Source organism: Vibrio sp. 10N.286.49.B3 (assembly GCF_002873395.1).
GTDB lineage: Bacteria > Pseudomonadota > Gammaproteobacteria > Enterobacterales > Vibrionaceae > Vibrio.
Map to the genome: position 1 here is coordinate 463,840 of NZ_MCUV01000001.1, position 18,122 is coordinate 481,961.

Annotated in this window: 17 protein-coding genes; 6 read left to right on the top strand and 11 right to left on the bottom strand. The window is 41.5% G+C overall.

Annotation, left to right across the window (positions count from 1 at the left end):
- Nucleotides 1-27 precede the first annotated feature (27 nt).
- The 8 genes from sucD to sdhC all read right to left on the bottom strand — a co-directional run bounded on the left by sucD (nucleotide 28) and on the right by sdhC (nucleotide 9,674).
- Nucleotides 28-900, bottom strand: coding sequence for a succinate--CoA ligase subunit alpha (gene sucD / locus BCU68_RS02010; RefSeq protein ID WP_102563106.1), 873 nt, complete (start codon nucleotides 898-900; stop codon nucleotides 28-30).
- On the bottom strand, nucleotides 900-2,066 hold the full coding sequence (sucC, locus tag BCU68_RS02015; protein WP_102563107.1) for an ADP-forming succinate--CoA ligase subunit beta: 1,167 nt from the start codon (nucleotides 2,064-2,066) through the stop codon (nucleotides 900-902). The genes sucD and sucC overlap by 1 nt, the downstream gene beginning before the upstream one ends.
- A gap of 245 nt (nucleotides 2,067-2,311) precedes the next feature.
- Nucleotides 2,312-3,517 (bottom strand): 2-oxoglutarate dehydrogenase complex dihydrolipoyllysine-residue succinyltransferase, encoded by a 1,206-nt coding sequence (gene odhB, locus BCU68_RS02020; protein WP_102563108.1) that lies wholly within the window; start codon nucleotides 3,515-3,517, stop codon nucleotides 2,312-2,314.
- Nucleotides 3,518-3,545: 28 nt separating this feature from the next.
- A complete protein-coding gene (sucA, locus tag BCU68_RS02025; RefSeq protein WP_102563173.1) occupies nucleotides 3,546-6,356 on the bottom strand; it encodes a 2-oxoglutarate dehydrogenase E1 component in 2,811 nt (936 codons plus the stop codon).
- A gap of 89 nt (nucleotides 6,357-6,445) precedes the next feature.
- Nucleotides 6,446-7,159: a succinate dehydrogenase iron-sulfur subunit gene (locus BCU68_RS02030; RefSeq protein ID WP_102563109.1), complete on the bottom strand. Its 714-nt coding sequence runs from the start codon at nucleotides 7,157-7,159 to the stop codon at nucleotides 6,446-6,448.
- A gap of 14 nt (nucleotides 7,160-7,173) precedes the next feature.
- Nucleotides 7,174-8,940 carry a succinate dehydrogenase flavoprotein subunit gene (gene sdhA, locus BCU68_RS02035; RefSeq protein WP_102563110.1) on the bottom strand — a complete coding sequence of 589 codons (1,767 nt, stop codon included), beginning with the start codon at nucleotides 8,938-8,940 and terminating at the stop codon, nucleotides 7,174-7,176.
- Complete coding sequence (sdhD, locus tag BCU68_RS02040; RefSeq protein WP_102563111.1) at nucleotides 8,941-9,288, bottom strand: succinate dehydrogenase, hydrophobic membrane anchor protein; 348 nt, start codon at nucleotides 9,286-9,288, stop codon at nucleotides 8,941-8,943.
- Nucleotides 9,282-9,674 (bottom strand): succinate dehydrogenase cytochrome b556 subunit, encoded by a 393-nt coding sequence (gene sdhC / locus BCU68_RS02045; RefSeq protein WP_102563112.1) that lies wholly within the window; start codon nucleotides 9,672-9,674, stop codon nucleotides 9,282-9,284. Before sdhC ends, sdhD begins: the two co-directional genes overlap by 7 nt.
- Nucleotides 9,675-10,105: 431 nt before the next feature.
- Here sdhC and BCU68_RS02050 point away from each other — a divergent pair, with 431 nt between their 5' ends.
- A complete protein-coding gene (locus BCU68_RS02050) occupies nucleotides 10,106-11,395 on the top strand; it encodes a citrate synthase (RefSeq protein WP_102563113.1) in 1,290 nt (429 codons plus the stop codon).
- 147 nt (nucleotides 11,396-11,542) lie between these two features.
- Here BCU68_RS02050 and BCU68_RS02055 read toward each other — a convergent pair whose 3' ends face one another.
- Nucleotides 11,543-12,301 (bottom strand): Nif3-like dinuclear metal center hexameric protein, encoded by a 759-nt coding sequence (locus tag BCU68_RS02055; protein WP_102563114.1) that lies wholly within the window; start codon nucleotides 12,299-12,301, stop codon nucleotides 11,543-11,545.
- An 87-nt stretch (nucleotides 12,302-12,388) separates the two neighbouring features.
- Here BCU68_RS02055 and BCU68_RS02060 point away from each other — a divergent pair, with 87 nt between their 5' ends.
- A complete protein-coding gene (locus BCU68_RS02060; protein WP_102563115.1) occupies nucleotides 12,389-13,138 on the top strand; it encodes a DUF1853 family protein in 750 nt (249 codons plus the stop codon).
- Between the two features lie 122 nt (nucleotides 13,139-13,260).
- Here the strand turns inward: BCU68_RS02060 and pgm are convergent, their stop codons facing one another.
- Both pgm and seqA read right to left on the bottom strand, forming a co-directional pair.
- Nucleotides 13,261-14,907 carry a phosphoglucomutase (alpha-D-glucose-1,6-bisphosphate-dependent) gene (gene pgm, locus BCU68_RS02065; protein ID WP_102563116.1) on the bottom strand — a complete coding sequence of 549 codons (1,647 nt, stop codon included), beginning with the start codon at nucleotides 14,905-14,907 and terminating at the stop codon, nucleotides 13,261-13,263.
- A gap of 96 nt (nucleotides 14,908-15,003) precedes the next feature.
- Complete coding sequence (gene seqA / locus BCU68_RS02070; RefSeq protein WP_102563117.1) at nucleotides 15,004-15,555, bottom strand: replication initiation negative regulator SeqA; 552 nt, start codon at nucleotides 15,553-15,555, stop codon at nucleotides 15,004-15,006.
- Nucleotides 15,556-15,647: 92 nt separating this feature from the next.
- On the opposite strand from seqA, the gene BCU68_RS02075 reads away from it, so the two are divergent.
- The 4 genes from BCU68_RS02075 to fcrX all read left to right on the top strand — a co-directional run bounded on the left by BCU68_RS02075 (nucleotide 15,648) and on the right by fcrX (nucleotide 18,082).
- On the top strand, nucleotides 15,648-16,418 hold the full coding sequence (locus BCU68_RS02075; RefSeq protein WP_102563118.1) for an alpha/beta fold hydrolase: 771 nt from the start codon (nucleotides 15,648-15,650) through the stop codon (nucleotides 16,416-16,418).
- Between the two features lie 113 nt (nucleotides 16,419-16,531).
- Nucleotides 16,532-16,753, top strand: a complete 222-nt coding sequence (locus tag BCU68_RS02080) for a DUF2788 domain-containing protein (RefSeq protein ID WP_102563119.1) — start codon at nucleotides 16,532-16,534, stop codon at nucleotides 16,751-16,753.
- A gap of 49 nt (nucleotides 16,754-16,802) precedes the next feature.
- The gene (fldA, locus tag BCU68_RS02085; RefSeq protein WP_102563120.1) at nucleotides 16,803-17,336 is read left to right on the top strand and encodes a flavodoxin FldA; all 534 of its coding nucleotides are present in this window, start codon (nucleotides 16,803-16,805) and stop codon (nucleotides 17,334-17,336) included.
- 296 nt (nucleotides 17,337-17,632) lie between these two features.
- Nucleotides 17,633-18,082, top strand: a complete 450-nt coding sequence (fcrX, locus tag BCU68_RS02090) for a ferric iron uptake transcriptional regulator FcrX (RefSeq protein WP_102563121.1) — start codon at nucleotides 17,633-17,635, stop codon at nucleotides 18,080-18,082.
- Nucleotides 18,083-18,122 lie beyond the last annotated feature (40 nt).

The window sequence follows — 18,122 nt, forward strand, 5'->3', positions numbered from 1 at the left end:
GTTGAACATTTTTGATTATTAATTGAATTACCAACCCGTGATTTCACGCAGACCTTTACCAATATCCGCTAAACTTTTCACCGTTTTTACGCCAGCGGCCTCCAAAGCTGCAAACTTATCATCAGCCGTGCCTTGACCGCCTGAGATAATAGCACCAGCATGACCCATACGCTTACCCGGAGGCGCTGTAACACCTGCGATGTATGACACCACTGGTTTTGTTACATACTCTTTAATATAGGCTGCTGCTTCTTCTTCCGCGGTACCACCAATTTCACCGATCATAACGATCGCTTCTGTTTCAGGGTCATCTTGGAATAAAGTTAAAATATCGATAAAGTTTGAACCTGGAATTGGATCACCACCAATACCAACACAAGTCGACTGGCCAAAGCCTTCATCTGTTGTCTGCTTTACAGCTTCATAAGTCAATGTACCCGAACGCGATACGATACCGACTTTGCCTTTTTGGTGAATATGACCAGGCATGATACCAATCTTACATTCATCCGGTGTAATGACGCCAGGACAGTTAGGACCAATCATCACAACACCAGATTCATCTAAACGTACTTTAATATCCAGTAAATCAAGTGTTGGAATGCCTTCAGTAATAGTAACGATCAGCTTAATGCCAGCATCAATCGCTTCTAAAATAGCATCTTTACAAAATGGTGCTGGAACATAAATGACCGAAGCCGTAGCACCGGTTGTTTCTACAGCATCGCGCACAGTATTAAATACCGGTAATCCGAGATGTACTTGACCCCCCTTACCTGGTGATACCCCTCCAACCATTTGCGTACCATAGGCGATCGCTTGCTCTGAGTGGAATGTACCCTGACCGCCAGTAAAACCTTGGCAGATAACTTTTGTCTCTTTATTAATTAATATTGACATTATTTGCCCTCCGCAGCTGCAACAACTTTTTCAGCAGCTTCTGTCAATGACGTTGCTGCAATGATATTTAAACCACTTTCTGCTAATTTTTGTGAGCCTAACGGAGCGTTATTACCTTCTAAGCGGACAACCACAGGCACTTCTACACCGACTTCTTCAACAGCACCAATAATACCGTCAGCAATCAAGTCACAGCGGACAATACCACCGAAAATATTCACTAATACCGCTTTCACATTACTATCTGAAAGGATAATTTTAAATGCTTCTGTCACTCGCTCTTTTGTTGCACCGCCACCAACGTCAAGGAAGTTAGCTGGTTTACCGCCATGTAAGTTGACAATATCCATAGTTCCCATAGCAAGGCCTGCACCATTGACCATGCAGCCAATGCTACCATCAAGAGCAACATAGTTAAGCTCCCATTGAGCCGCATGTGCTTCTCGTTCATCTTCTTGAGATGGATCGTGCATTTCACGTAATTTTGGTTGGCGATAAAGAGCATTGGCATCAATGTTTATTTTGCCATCAAGACAAAGTAAATCACCTTCACCAGTAATAACGAGTGGATTAATTTCTAGCAAGGCTAAGTCATACTGGGCAAACATTTTGCCTAAGCCCATAAAGATTTGTACAAACTGTTTAATTTGGTTGCCTTCTAAGCCAAGTTTGAAAGCTAACTCTCTTGCTTGGTAAGATTGTGGACCAACCAATGGATCGATAGCAGCCTTATGGATCAGTTCAGGCGTCTCTTCTGCTACTTTTTCAATCTCAACACCACCTTCCGTTGAAGCCATGAAGACAATTCGACGTGATGTCCTGTCTACCACAGCACCTAAGTACAGTTCATTAGCAATATTAGAGGCTTCTTCTACCAAGATTTTGGTTACTGGTTGTCCATTTGCATCCGTTTGGTAGGTGACTAAATGCTTACCTAACCACTTTTGAGCAAATTCACGGATACCTTCCTTGTTATCGTGCAGTTCTACGCCACCGGCTTTACCACGGCCACCAGCATGTACTTGGCATTTAACAACCCATTTATCACCACTAATTTTACCAGCGGCTTCAGCTGCTGCTTGTGGTGTCTCACAAGCGTAGCCTTCTGGCACAGGTAAACCGAACTCTGCAAACAGCTGTTTGGCTTGGTATTCATGCAAATTCATTGTCTTATTCCATTTGTTTATCCCTTAAGGGATTTATTATGTCCATTAGACTGACGGTGCATTACCGCGTCCTTCTTCTGTAGGGTTTTTCTAAATTAATCAATTGAAATGACGTTAGTTGGAAAGTCAGCGTTGAGCAAAACTCACCTAGGAAAAGAAACCAAATAGCACTATGGCTAACCAACGCCATAGTGCCTATTTGATACTCTATCGGCTATAAACTTAACGCTTAGAAAATAAAGCGCTTAAACATCAAGTAATAGGCGAGCTGGATCTTCAAGTAGCTCTTTAATTGTAACTAAGAACCCAACTGACTCACGACCATCAATTAAGCGATGATCATAAGAAAGGGCTAAGTACATCATGGGTAAAATTTCAACCTTACCATTAACAGCCATTGGACGATCTTGGATTTTATGCATACCAAGAATGGCTGCTTGTGGTGGGTTAATAATTGGTGTTGACATCAAAGAGCCAAACACACCACCGTTAGTAATCGTAAAGTTACCGCCCATTAGCTCATCAACCGTCAACTTACCATCACGACCTTTAATCGCAAGATCTTTAATGCCTTTTTCAATATCAGCAAAGCCTAGTGTGTCGCAATCCTTTAGAACAGGCGTGATAAGACCACGAGGTGTAGATACCGCCATACTGATATCAAAGTAGTTATGATAAACAATGTCCTCACCATCAATAGATGCATTGACTTCTGGGTAACGCTTTAATGCTTCGGTAACGGCTTTAACGTAAAAAGACATAAAGCCTAAACGAGTACCATGACGCTCTTCAAATTGATCTTTGTATTGCTTACGTAGATCCATAATTGGCTTCATGTTCACTTCGTTAAAAGTGGTAAGCATGGCAGTATTGTTTTTTGCTTCCAGCAGACGCTTAGCAACGGTTTTTCTCAAGCGCGTCATGGTTACGCGTTTTTGAGTACGTCCTGCTTTAGGCGCTTGAACTGCAGCAGCCTCTGGAACTTTCGGTGCTGATTTTGCCGCTAGATGCGCTTCAATATCTTCACGCGTAATTCGCCCACCGACTCCACTACCTTTAACATCGCTGGCCTGCAAGCTATGTTCTGCTAATAAGCGTCGAACGGCTGGGCTAAGCGCATCATTTGATTCTTGCGTTAATGCCGCTTTATGGCGCTTATCTGGTGATGACTCTGTCGCTGAAGTCGTATCTTTCGTCGGTTCACCTGCAACTGCACCTTTTTGAATGCGTGCCAGTAGCTGCTTGGAAAGAACCGTTGCCCCTTCTTCCTCAAAAATAGCCTCTAAAATACCTGCCTCTGGTGCTGGTACTTCAAGAACAACCTTGTCTGTCTCTATGTCTACAATAACTTCATCTCGAGCAACTGCCTCGCCCGGTTTTTTGTGCCATGTGGCAACGGTAGCATCGGCTACTGATTCAGGTAAATCGGGAACCAGAATTTCTATTGTCATATCCGTGTCTTCCTTTTACTTCTAGCTCTTAATCTAGGGTCAGCGCGTCATCGATTAACGCTTTTTGTTGTTTCAAGTGTACCGACATATAACCAACGGCAGGTGATGCTGAAGCAGGACGCCCTGCATATTTCAGATCAGCCCCTGTTGGAATTGCGGCACGGAAGTTATGCTGGCTAGAGTACCAAGCACCTTGGTTTTGTGGCTCTTCTTGACACCATACATAATCAACAACATTGGTATAACGTTCTATTGCAGCTTCAACTTCTTCTGTCGGGAATGGGTAAATCTGCTCAATACGTACAATAGCAATATCGTCTTGTTCGCTTTTACGTCGCTGATCAAGTAAGTCGTAATACACCTTGCCCGAACAGAAAACAACGCGTTTGACTTTATCGGTTGGTAAATTATCAACTTCTGGAATAGCAGCTTGGAATGTTCCCGTTGCCAGCTCTTCTAATGTTGAAGTACATAGAGGATGGCGCAGCAAGGATTTCGGTGACATCACAATCAGCGGACGACGCATAGGGCGCACGACCTGACGACGCAGCATATGGTAAACCTGCGCAGGTGTAGACGGAACGACCACTTGCATATTTTGTTCAGCACATAGCTGCAAATAACGTTCTAATCGTGCTGATGAGTGCTCAGGCCCCTGACCTTCATAGCCGTGTGGAAGTAGCATAGTTAAACCACATAAACGCGCCCACTTTTGCTCACCTGATGATATGAACTGATCAATAACAACTTGGGCTCCATTGGCAAAATCACCAAATTGAGCTTCCCACAGCGTTAAACCGCCAGGCTCTGCCGTTGCATAGCCATACTCAAATGCCAGCACTGCCGCTTCTGATAGAACCGAATCAAAGACTTGGAAAGTACCTTGATTATCATGCACATTAGCCAATGGCATATAAGTACTCGCGTCATTTTGACTATGAAGTACTGAATGGCGATGGAAAAACGTTCCGCGACCAGAATCTTGCCCTGAAATACGAATGCGTTTGCCTTCATCAACAATTGTTGCATAGGCCAGTGTTTCAGCCATACCCCAATCTAGTGGTTTTTCACCGTCCATCATTGATTGGCGATCGTTGTAGAGCTTATTCACACGGCTATGCAGTTTATGGCTCTCTGGATATTGGCAAACGCTATTACCGAGTGCTCTCAAACGCTCTAAGTCTATTTTATCTGCCCATGCCATATTCCACTCATGGCCAATATAAGGTGACCAATCAACAGAGTGTAGAGCCATTGGACGCCACTCTTTAACCACAACTTCACCATGATCAAGAGCATCTCGATATTCATTAACCAATTGAGTCGCGGTTTCGATATCAAATTCATTACGATCGATAAGCACATCGGCATATAGCTTACGCGGTGTAGGATGCTTTTTGATCTTTTGATACATCAAAGGTTGAGTTGCATTAGGCTCATCCGCTTCGTTATGACCATGACGGCGATAACAAACCAGATCAATCACAACATCACGCTTAAAAGTATTTCGATAATCAAGTGCTATGCGAGCAACAAAAGCAACGGCTTCTGGATCATCAGCATTAACGTGGAAAATAGGTGCCTGTACCATTTTGGCAATATCGGTACAGTACATCGTCGAACGAGTATCTCTTGGGTTTGATGTGGTGAAACCAACTTGGTTATTAACAACAATACGAACCGTTCCACCCACACAGAAGCCACGAGCTTGAGACATATTAAACGTCTCTTGTACTACACCCTGACCAGAAATGGCTGAATCACCGTGGATAGTTATCGGTAATACACTACTACCGTTTTTATCACCTAAACGGTCTTGGCGCGCTCGTACTGAACCAATAACCACAGGGTTGACAATTTCAAGATGAGAAGGGTTAAAAGCAAGGGCTAAATGGACGTTACCACCTGGCGTAGCAAAGTCAGCAGAGAAGCCCTGGTGGTATTTAACATCACCCGTACCCCATGAGTCATCATGCTTACCAGCAAACTCATCAAATAAATCTTGAGGTTTTTTCCCTAATACATTGACGAGCATATTCAAACGACCACGGTGAGCCATTCCAACCACAACCTCGCGCATACCAGTACTACCAGCATGGCGGATTAACTCTTTTGTCATTGGGATTAAGGCATCACCACCTTCAAGAGAAAAGCGCTTAGCTCCTGGGAATTTCGCACCTAGGTAGCGCTCTAAACCTTCTGCAGCGGTGAGTTCATCAAGAAATGTTTTTTTCTCTTCGAGATTAAAGGAAGGTTGACCTGATACAGATTCTAAACGTTGTTGAATCCAACGCTTTTGCTCTGTATTGGTCATGTGCATATATTCTGCACCGATCGAACCGCAATAGGTTTGTTTTAGTGCTTGGTATAAATCCCTTAGAACCATGGTCTCTTGACCGATAGCAAGTGACCCTACATTAAAGGTTTCATTAAGATCATCTTCTGTAAGCGTATGGAACTCTAAGTCGAGATCGGCGACTGGAGCACGCTTCCATAACCCTAAAGGATCTAAATTTGCGGCTTGATGCCCTCGGAAACGATAGGCATTTATGAGCTGCAGTACTTTTACTTGTTTTGCATCGACATCAGGATCACTAACTTGGACATTGTAATGCTTAGTTTCTTTTGCGAGCCGACGGAAGTATTCACGGACACGTGAGTGTGGTTGTTCTACCACTTCTTGAGGTTGCGAAGGCAACTCATCAAAGACACGCTTCCATTCATCACTAACCGAATCAGGATCACTAAGATACAATTCGTAGAGTTCTTCTACATACGTTGCATTGGCGCCAGCCAAGTGTGAAGACTCGAGCCATGCCTTCATCACGCCGTTGTGCATATTTTCCCTTAACCAGTGGTTTTTCATTCGCTGCAATGATGCTGAGCGAGAAAATGCTGATACTTTCATATCAGCGTATTATTCATATTTTAAACAGAGCGACTAACCAGCATAGATTTAATATGCCCAATCGCCTTTGTTGGATTCAAACCTTTAGGACAAACACTGACACAATTCATAATGCCATGACAACGAAAAACGCTGAATGCATCATCAAGATTTGATAAACGCTCATCGGTTGCAGTGTCCCTACTATCAATTAGCCAACGGTAAGCCGCCAGCAATCCAGCAGGACCTATAAACTTATCAGGATTCCACCAAAATGATGGGCATGATGTCGTACAGCATGCACACATAATACATTCATACAGTCCATCGAGGTGTGCCCGCTCCTCCGGTGATTGTAAATTTTCACGCGCTGGAGGTAGATTACCATCTGAAACTAAAAATGGCTTAACTTTCTCATAATTATCATAGAACTGAGTCATGTCAACAATCAAATCGCGCACAACAGGCAAACCTGGTAATGGGCGAATGACGACCATGTCTTGAGTTTGTAAATCCGAAAGTGGTGTAATACAAGCCAGACCGTTCTTCCCATTCATATTCAAACCGTCGGAGCCACAAACCCCTTCTCGGCAAGAACGGCGAAACGCTATCGATGGATCAAGCTCTTTTAAGGCAATAAGAGCGTCTAACACCATCATATCGGAGCCTTCCTCAACCTCTAAGTCATACTCTTTCATATGTGGCTTTTGATCAATGTCAGGATTGTATCGATACAAAGAGAACTTAACTTTCATAGTGCTTACCTCTCCTAGTATGTGCGAGCTTTGGGTGGGAACGCATCACGATACACAGGTTCCATATTGACATTACGCTTCGCCATCATCTCAGTGTCAGGATTATAGATAGAATGACATAGCCAATTAGCATCATCACGCTCTGGGAAATCAAAGCGAGCATGTGCTCCACGACTTTCTGTTCGATAATTTGCAGCTATCGCTGTAGCAAAAGCCGTTTCCATTAAGTTTTCTAACTCTAAGCATTCAATTCGTTGTGTATTGAATTCTTTAGATTTATCAGAAAGGTAAGCATTTTTCAAACGTTCACGAATAACTTTTAGTTCTTCTAAACCTTTTGCCATTGCCTCACCTTCACGAAATACCGAAAAATTATTTTGCATACATTGCTGCAAGTCTTTACGAATTTGCGCTGGATCTTCCCCACCGGTACTATTTTCCCAGCGATTATAGCGCACCAAGGATTTTTCAATATCAGCATCTGTTGCAGGTTTTGCCTCTGCTTGCTTTTTCAGTGTCTCACCAAGGTGAAGCCCTGTTGCTCGACCAAAGACCACTAAATCTAATAATGAGTTACCACCTAATCGATTCGCGCCATGCACTGATACCGAAGCAATTTCTCCACAAGCAAATAGCCCCTGTATCTCAACATCTAAACCATTTTGATCTTGCTTAATTGCCTGTCCGGAAACCTGAGTCGGTACTCCACCCATCATATAATGACAAGTTGGGATCACAGGAATAGGCTCTTTAACAGGATCGACATGCGCAAATGTTCGTGATAATTCACAAACACCAGGTAGACGCGACTCTAATGTTTCTTGGCCCAAGTGATCGAGCTTCAGTTTAATATGTGGTCCCCACGGCCCATCGCAGCCTCTACCTTCACGGATCTCAATCATCATTGAGCGAGCGACAACATCACGACCGGCAAGATCTTTGGCATTCGGGGCATAACGCTCCATAAAGCGCTCACCATCTTTATTCAATAAATAACCACCTTCACCGCGACACCCTTCCGTTACCAGTACCCCCGCACCTGCTATACCTGTCGGGTGGAATTGCCACATTTCAATATCTTGCATCGGCACACCAGCACGAATAGCCATGCCAACACCGTCGCCAGTATTGATATGTGCATTGGTGGTTGAGGCATAAATGCGCCCGGCGCCACCTGTTGCCAATATGGTTGCTTTTGATTTGAAATAGCAGACTTCACCGGTTTCCATACATAATGCTGTTGTACCTAGAATGGCACCCTCATCATTCTTTACAAGATCAAGGGCATACCACTCAGAAAAAATGGTGGTTTTGTGTTTAATATTTTGTTGATAAAGCGTATGTAATAGTGCGTGCCCCGTGCGGTCCGCGGCAGCGGCAGTGCGAGCAGCTTGTTCACCACCAAAATTCTTTGATTGACCACCAAATGGACGTTGATAGATAGAGCCATTATCAAAGCGAGAGAAAGGTAAGCCCATCTTTTCTAGCTCAATAACGGATTCAGGACCATTTTTACACATGTACTCAATCGCATCTTGGTCACCAATATAATCAGAACCTTTAACGGTGTCGTACATATGCTGTTCCCAGTGATCTTCATGGGCATTACCGAGTGCAACTGTAATCCCCCCTTGCGCTGAAACGGTATGAGAACGAGTTGGAAAAACTTTAGATAACAAGGCACATGAGAGACCTTGCTCTGAAATTTGTAATGCTGCGCGCATACCTGCACCACCAGCACCAATAACAACTGCATCAAATTCACGAACAGGTATAGTCACTTAAGCACCCCACAAAATAAAGAAACCAGAAAATAAATAGCCAAATAAAATCGCAACAACCAAAAGCTGTAAACCACTACGTAACTTGGCACATTTGATGTAATCAGTGAGGACTTGCCATAAGCCAATCCAGGCATGAATTAATACTGAGGTCAGTGCTAGCATAGTAAAAGCTTTAGTAAAGATACCGCCAAAGAACTGCGTCCAATCTGCGTAAGAAAGCGTTCCAGAAAAGGCAAAAAAGCTAATAAGATAAATAGTGTATAGGGTCATAATAATGGCAGTAGCACGAATCAATAAAAAATCGTGAACACCATTACGCCCAAATGATGAGACGTGATTTACCATACTAAAACCCCTGCTAATAATGAAAGTACACCCGTTGCAATGAAAACAACTTTTGCACTTTTAAGACCAGATTCAAGTTCCTCGCAATAGCCTAAGTCCATAATTAAGTGACGAATACCACCAGCAATATGGTAAGCCAAGGCTGTCAGGATTCCCCATAAGATAAACTTAACAAAAAAGCCATCTACAATATTCTGTGCTTGGATAAAACCATCTTGGGAATGAAGAGAAATAGATAGTAGCCAAAGTAAAATTCCAATTGCGACAAAAGTCATCACACCGGAGATGCGGTGTACAATCGATGCAATTGCAGCGATTGGAAAGTGGATTGTCTGTAAATCGAGATTAACAGGTCTTGCCTTTCTTTCTTTCACGGGCTTGCTCACTCAGCTCCATTGAGCATTATTGTTATAAATGAAAGTGCGACAAAAATGACTCTAACGCACTTCTTGAGTTTAAATCTTGCACAAAACCATAAAAAACAACATACGCTTAACATTTAGTCCTATACTACTATGCGAAATGTGTAAAACAGCGATGAAATTCAAGCCTAAAAATACGGCTATAATTCTTTTCTTGCCTTGAGTTTAAAGGTTTCATTCAAGTTTATTTTGTAACTATACGACCGGTAACAATTCTTTACAATTAGCGTAACAAATAATGCCACATAGGACGTATTTTTCGCAAAATTAATGTAAAAAATCATAACAAGTGCACACAAAGCTGTAGAAAAATTGACTTTAGCGCTTAAGATCAGTAAAAAATGTCAGCATAAACATCCTGGATGGATATAAAACTATAAACAAAGGAGATTGTTATGGCGGATAAGAAAGCGACCCTTCATATCGAAGGTCAAGCACCAATTGAGCTAGCAATTACAGAAGGAATACTCGGTACTCCAGTAATTGATGTTCGTAAATTGGGTTCAAACGGCTATTTTACATTTGACCCTGGTTTTCTTGCCACTGCATCTTGTGAGTCTCAAATCACTTTCATTGATGGTGATAAAGGCATCCTGCTCCACCGTGGGTACCCAATTGATCAACTTGCGAATAATGCCGACTATTTAGAGGTGTGCTACATCCTTTTAAATGGTCAAGCACCAACTCGAGATGAATACGAAGACTTTAAACAAATAGTCACGCGCCACACTATGGTGCATGAACAAATTGCTAGCTTTTTCCACGGTTTCCGCCGTGATGCTCACCCTATGGCTGTCATGTGTGGTGTTGTTGGCGCTCTCGCTGCGTTTTATCATGACTCTCTTGATATCAACAACGATGTTCACCGTGAAATAACAGCCTACCGTTTATTATCTAAAATGCCGACTTTGGCAGCGATGTGTTATAAATATTCGATTGGGCAACCTTTCATTTATCCACGCAATGAACTTAGCTATGCAGAAAACTTCCTGCACATGATGTTTGCTAACCCATGTGAAGAGTATGATGTAAACCCTATTGTTTCTCGTGCTATGGATAAGATTTTCACTCTGCATGCAGATCATGAGCAAAACGCATCGACGTCAACGGTTCGTCTTGCTGGTTCATCAGGCGCTAACCCGTTTGCTTGTATCGCTGCTGGTATTGCTTCTTTATGGGGACCTGCGCATGGGGGTGCTAATGAAGCATGTCTGCGTATGTTGGAAGAGATCGGTACTGTCGATAAAATTGAAGAGTATGTCGCACGAGCAAAAGATAAGGATGATCCATTCCGCTTAATGGGCTTTGGGCACCGTGTTTATAAAAACTACGACCCACGAGCGACGGTAATGCGTGAAGCTTGTCATGATGTACTTAAAGAGTTAAATATCCAAGATCCACTGCTTGATGTTGCCATGGAACTTGAGCGTATTGCTTTATCTGACGAATATTTTGTTTCGAAGAAGCTTTACCCTAATGTCGATTTCTATTCTGGTATTATCTTGAAAGCTATCGGTATCCCTGTATCTATGTTTACCGTAATTTTTGCCATGTCACGCACTATTGGCTGGATTGCGCATTGGAATGAGATGCATCAAGATCCAACAAATCGTATTGGTCGCCCTCGTCAGCTTTATACTGGTGAAGAGCAACGTCCATTCAAACCACTTCATGAACGTGAATAGTCTTTTGATTATCAAATAGCTGTCTCGTCCTAAAATAGATAGCATAAAAAAACAAAAGGCAGCCTTCATAAAAGCTGCCTTTTTTATTGAGTCCATTTGCATCAATATAGGGGAATCCCACTAACTGATAGCCGTTATTTATATTGGCTATACCGGATTATCAATATCGATAAATTCAACGTCAAATCCATACTCTTTAGCCAACCACTCACCTAGCGCTTTAACACCATAACGTTCTGTTGCATGATGACCAGCTGAGAAATAATGAATATCTTGCTCACGTGCGCTATAAGTTGTACGTTCCGATATTTCACCAGATATAAAAGCATCCAAGCCTTCTTTTGCGGCTAAATCAATATAATCCTGACCACCACCCGTACACCAACCAACGGTTTGAATTGGTTTATCCCTATTCTCTGGCGCAATATGCAGAGCACTACGCTGTAAAACAGAGCTTAAACGATCACTAAGTTGTTGACCGGTTAAAGGGCTTGAAAAACGCCCGTGCATCGCTACAGACTGCGGATGACCTTCTAGACCACCAATGACTTCAATATCAAGCAATTGAGCCAACTGAGCGTTGTTACCGAGCTCTGGATGGATGTCTAATGGAAGGTGGTATGCAAGAAGATTAATATCATTTTGAATCAGTGCCTTAATTCGCTTTCCTTTCATGCCACAAATCGACTCGGTTTCCCCTTTCCAGAAGAAACCATGATGGACCAATAAGGCATCAGCTTTAAGTTCTATCGCTTTATCAATCAATGCTTGGGAAGCCGTCACACCGGTGACAATTCGCTTAATATTATCGCGACCTTCCACTTGCAATCCATTCGGGCAATAGTCTTTAATTAGATGAGGGGATAACTTTTGGTTTAATACTTGCTCTAGCTGTAATGTCTTCATCATTAACACCTAATATGTTGATATAGAACTAAGGGTATTCTCGGCACTATGTCATTTTAATATACTGAAATCAAATGAGAGGATGATATGAATCAGTATCAAATGCTGTCTCAATGGGTTTTAGATACGCCTAGTCTATTTATCTCTGATGAGCCAATTGTTAACGGTTTTCCTCATCACCAATCCTTGCCATTCCCGAGCGTTGAATATCAAGGAAACTCCCGATTAGGTTTTCTATATCAAGATGTTTGTGCCAAGCTTTTTACTCACCATGACCACTCTATTTTAGCCGAAGAAATTCAAATACATGACAATAAGAAAACACTTGGTGCTATCGATTTTATTTTACACAATCAACGAGCAGACCAATTAGAGCATTGGGAAGTCGCCATTAAGTTTTATCTTCTTTATCACGGCCAGTGGTTTGGACCAAATGCCCATGACCGATTAGATAAAAAGCTTAACCATATGCTTACCCATCAATTAGCCATGTCTCACTCGATTAGCTTTCAGCAGCAATACCCACAATGGTCCAACCTTGAAGCTAAATTATTAATGCAGGGGCGTTTGTACTGTAATCCTTTTCTAAACGAGGAGATCCCTAGCACATGCTTAGGCGTCACGATCAATCCTCTGCGCATGAATGGCTACTGGTGCTTTGCACATCAACAGCACCTTATTAATCAACCATTATATCAACTAAGCAAACCCGAGTGGATTATCGGTAAGTCCATTCAGGCCACTTTAGCTAGCCCAGTTAAAGATAGATTTATCCATGCACAAACCTTATCAGGAGAGTTTTGGTTTATTGTCCCAGATACATGGCCTAATGTTTAATACCCCTAATTTTTAATATCAGGGATCAGGGATGTAATTATCAAATTTCAGTACGCTGACAATAGAGATAAAAAAAGGAACCATTCGGCTCCTTTTTATCTTCTCAATAAATAAACTAGCGCTTATAAACCAGCGTCAGCAAATACTTGATTAACAATATCTTGTGCTTCCGCTTCAATTAACTTCAGATGTTCAGTGCCTTTAAAGCTTTCACAATAAATTTTGTAAACATCTTCTGTTCCTGATGGGCGAGCAGCAAACCAACCATTTTCAGTTGTTACTTTCAGACCACCAATCGCAGCACCATTACCTGGAGCATGAGTCAAACGAGCAGTGATAGCTTCACCAGCTAGGGTTTGCGCTGAAACCATCTCTGGTGACAGTTTAGATAATACCGACTTTTGAGCACCGTTCGCTACCGCTTGGATACGGTTGTAAGCTGATTCACCGTGCTTAGCCGCTAACTCTTCATAATACTCTTGCGGGTTCTTACCTGTTACAGCCGTAATTTCAGCGGCAAGTAGACATAAGATAATACCATCTTTATCTGTCGACCAAGGCGTTCCATCTTTACGTAAGAAAGAAGCACCAGCACTCTCTTCACCACCGAAGCCAAATGAACCGTTATACAGACCATCAACAAACCATTTAAAGCCCACTGGCACTTCGCATAGTTCACGACCTAGATCAGCAACCACGCGGTCAATTAGAGCACTTGATACCAGTGTTTTACCAACAGCAACCTCTTTACCCCAGCCTTCACGGTGGCGGTATAGGTAATCAATACAAACAGCGAGGAAGTGGTTTGGATTCATTAAGCCTTTTGGAGTAACGATACCATGACGGTCATAATCAGGATCATTACCAAAAGCAAGATCGTAGTTATCTTTAAGACCCAATAAGCCCGACATTGAATAAGGCGATGAACAATCCATACGGATCGCGCCATCTTTATCTAATGACATAAATTGGAATGATGGATCAATCGCTTCACTTACTAGCGTTAGATCTAAGTTGAATGCTTTACCAATTTGACGCCAGTAATCGATGCCAGAACCACCAAGAGGATCAACACCTAATTTTAGTTTTGCTTTTTGGATCGCTTCAATATCAATAACATTAACTAAATCTTCGATATATGGAGCGACAAGATCAACTTCTTTAAATAAAGGAGATAAACGTGCTTGTGCAATAGGTAAACGCTTAACACCTTGCATCTCTTCAGCAATAATAACGTTAGCACGATCTTGGATAGCTTGCGTTAGTTCACCTTCAGCAGGGCCACCGTGAGTTGGGTTGTATTTAATACCGCCATCTTGAGGTGGATTGTGTGATGGAGTAATAACAACGCCATCTGCTTTTTCATCATGCTTACGATTAAAATTTAAAATAGCATGAGAGATCCCAGGTGTTGGAGTAAAGCCATTATCTTCTTGCATAATAACTTCCACACCATTGGCAATAAATACCTCAATGGCACTTGATAAAGCTGGCTCTGATAGAGCATGCGTATCTTTACCCAAGAACAGCGGACCTTTTGTTCCTTTTTCTGCACGTACTTCCGCAATCGCTTGAGCAATAGCTAAGATATGGTTTTCATTAAATGAACCTTTATCTGCTGTGCCACGGTGCCCTGAAGTACCAAATAATACTTTTTGATCAGCATTATTTGCATCAGGTTGAATCAAAAAATAATTCGCAACTAAAGCCGGTATGTTATGCAAATCTTCTTGCAGGGCTTTTTGTCCCGCACGAGGGTGTATAGCCATTATGTGACATCCTTTTTTATATAAAATAACCAAAACAAAAAAAGCCTCATAATAACGTGGTTTAATCGTTAACTATGAGGCTTAAATCAGATTTCTTTAAATTGAACCTGTTACTTTTTCAATTAATTCAGCAGGAAAGCTCATTCTGCTCATCAACTGCTCAACCATTTGTTGTTTTCGACTCGTATTGTTATTCGTAATTACCCAAAACGGAGAATTAGGAATCGCTTTTGGTTTTGTCGTTGTACCGTGTGCAAGTAACGTCTCTTCATTATCGGCAAAGTAAACGCGTTTACGGCCTTTAACTTGAGTGGCTTCAGAGAAGCTACTTGGATTAATACGGTGCAATGTCGATAGCACTAGCATGAACCGATCAATTGCTTTATTTAATGCCGCAAACTCATCAGAAATAAGCAGAGAACGCATCTCTTTTACTTCATCAACCTTTGTCACATTACCAGCATCTTTACTTACGACTATACCTTTAGGCTCATCTACAACTTGAACAGGAACAACCTGTACCTGTACTTGCTGCTGGGCATCCATATCTAACAAACGGCGTAAGATATCTGATGCACTTTCACCAATATGTTGTGTTTGGCTAGCTATAAAACGGTATAGATCCTCATCAACCTCAATTGTTTTCATTCGCTTTTCACAATCTCAATGTTTAAACTCTTTGGGATTATAGCGAGATCCGCACGGATACTCTACGTTAAACCCATCACGAATAAGATAAAATGTCAGTACAGCTCAACTATAAACTCGAAGGTGAGGGTCACACCATAGTTTTGATCCATGGTTTATTTGGTAATTTAGATAACTTAGGCTTACTTGCAAGAGATCTATGCCAAGATCATCAAGTACTTAGCGTTGATCTTAGGAATCATGGTAAATCTTTTCACTCTGATCAACATAATTACCAGCTTATGGCAGAAGATGTTATATCGTTAATTAAAGATCTTAATTTATCTTCTGTGAGTGTGATTGGCCACTCGATGGGAGGCAAAGTTGCGATGAAAATGGTCGATATTTCACCACAACAGATCAAAGATCTCATCGTATTGGATATGTCCCCAGTGCCCTATTACGAAAATCGACACGCTAACGTCTTTTTAGGTTTGCAGAAGGTCATCAATTCAAAGCCAACGACACGCCTCGAAGCACTCACACTGTTAAGTGAAGAGATTAAAATTGAAGGTGTACGTCAATTTTTAAGTAAGTCGCTGAAAAGATCCGATGATAATGTCATGAGTTGGCATTTCAATGTCGCAGCTCTATATAACCAATATGATCAAATTATGAACTGGCAAACAATAGAGCAAACAAGTACACCAACGCTATTTATCAAAGGGGGGGATTCTGACTATCTGCTGCCTGAACATCAAAGTGCAATCCAAGCACAATTTAGCCATGCCAAAGCGCATATTATTGCCAGAACCGGTCACTGGTTACATGCCGAAAAGCCAAAAGAAGTTTTAAGAGTGATTCGCAAGTTTTTACAGGGCTAAGTGAAAGCTTGACTGTATTAAATTAAGTCACATTATGAGGAGTGAGGTGGATTAACTTTCCCTATTAACAATGCTATAGTGCACACAAGTAAAATTGGCATAAAAGGGATGATATGCTTTACGACAATATCAATATGTTGGAATCTCTTGGTCTGGATCTTCTTTTTGCTGCTATCTTTTTTTTAATCGGTATGGCAATTAAAGATGTCTTACAACAAGGCAATGTTCCTGCATATGGTCGTCGAATTGTATGGGCTGTACTGTTTTTAGGTTGCGCTGGGTTTATCGCTAAAGGCATTATTCAGTTAACTTGGGAAGGTGCAGGATTAGGTTAATCCCTAATATCTCTCGCCAACAACAGATTAAATTAAAGGTAATGATTCTATGGCAAGTGTAGGTCTCTTCTTTGGTAGCGACACAGGTAACACTGAAGCTGTTGCTAAAATGATTCAAAAGCAACTGAGCAAGCAACTTGTTCACGTTCAAGATATCGCAAAAAGTAGTAAAGAAGATATTGATAACTTTGATCTTCTTATCCTGGGTATTCCAACTTGGTACTATGGTGAAGCTCAATGTGATTGGGATGACTTCTTCCCTGAACTTGAAGCAATTGATTTTTCTACAAAATTAGTTGCTATCTTTGGCTGTGGTGACCAAGAAGATTACGCTGAATACTTTTGTGATGCTATGGGTAATATCCGTGATATCGTTGAAGCAAAAGGCGGTACAATCTTGGGTAATACCTCAACTGAAGGCTATGAGTTCGAAGCTTCTAAAGGCTTAGTTGAAGGTGATGATTCACTATTCGTTGGTCTATGTATCGATGAAGATCGCCAACCAGAATTAACTGAGCAGCGTGTAACTAGCTGGGTTGCTCAACTTAATGATGAAATGTGCCTTTCTGAGTTAGCCGATTAATCATTAATCTCGCCAACTGATAACGAAATCCTGATTTTTTAATTAAAGTCAGGATTTTTTATTTCAAGTCTATTTTTTATCCTATCTGCTGCTTTCTAAGGCTATCTAGAGCCTATTATTTGTATCAATTCCTAGTTTATAGCTGCCAATATCTCAATAAACGCTGACAGACATCATGATTAATAAAGTAGGTAATAACCCTTTGAAGTTCGTGGTTTATTGTTGAAGCAGACTAACCTATAATAATGAAAGTATGGATTTCTGTTCGTAACCAGCAGATCAACATGGGAAAGAATATGTCAGATAATAACCAAGCACTAAAAAATGCTGGACTAAAAGTTACCCTTCCAAGGCTCAAAATTTTAGAAGTATTACAAGCACCGGATTGCCAACATGTCAGTGCTGAAGATTTATATAAAAAACTGATCGATCTTGGCGAAGAGATTGGATTAGCAACCGTATATCGCGTATTGAACCAATTTGATGATGCCGGCATTGTTACTCGCCATCATTTTGAAGGTGGTAAATCCGTATTTGAACTATCATCACAACATCACCACGATCACTTAGTTTGCTTGGATTGTGGCGCTGTTATTGAGTTTTCCGATGATATTATCGAACAGCGCCAACGAGAAATTGCCGCGAAATACAATGTCCGCCTGACTAACCATAGTTTATACCTTTACGGTAAATGTGGTGACGGTACTTGTAAGGATAACCCAGACGCGCACAAAGCAATTAAATAATATAAAAATATCATACTGTTTATATTAATCATTTGATTGC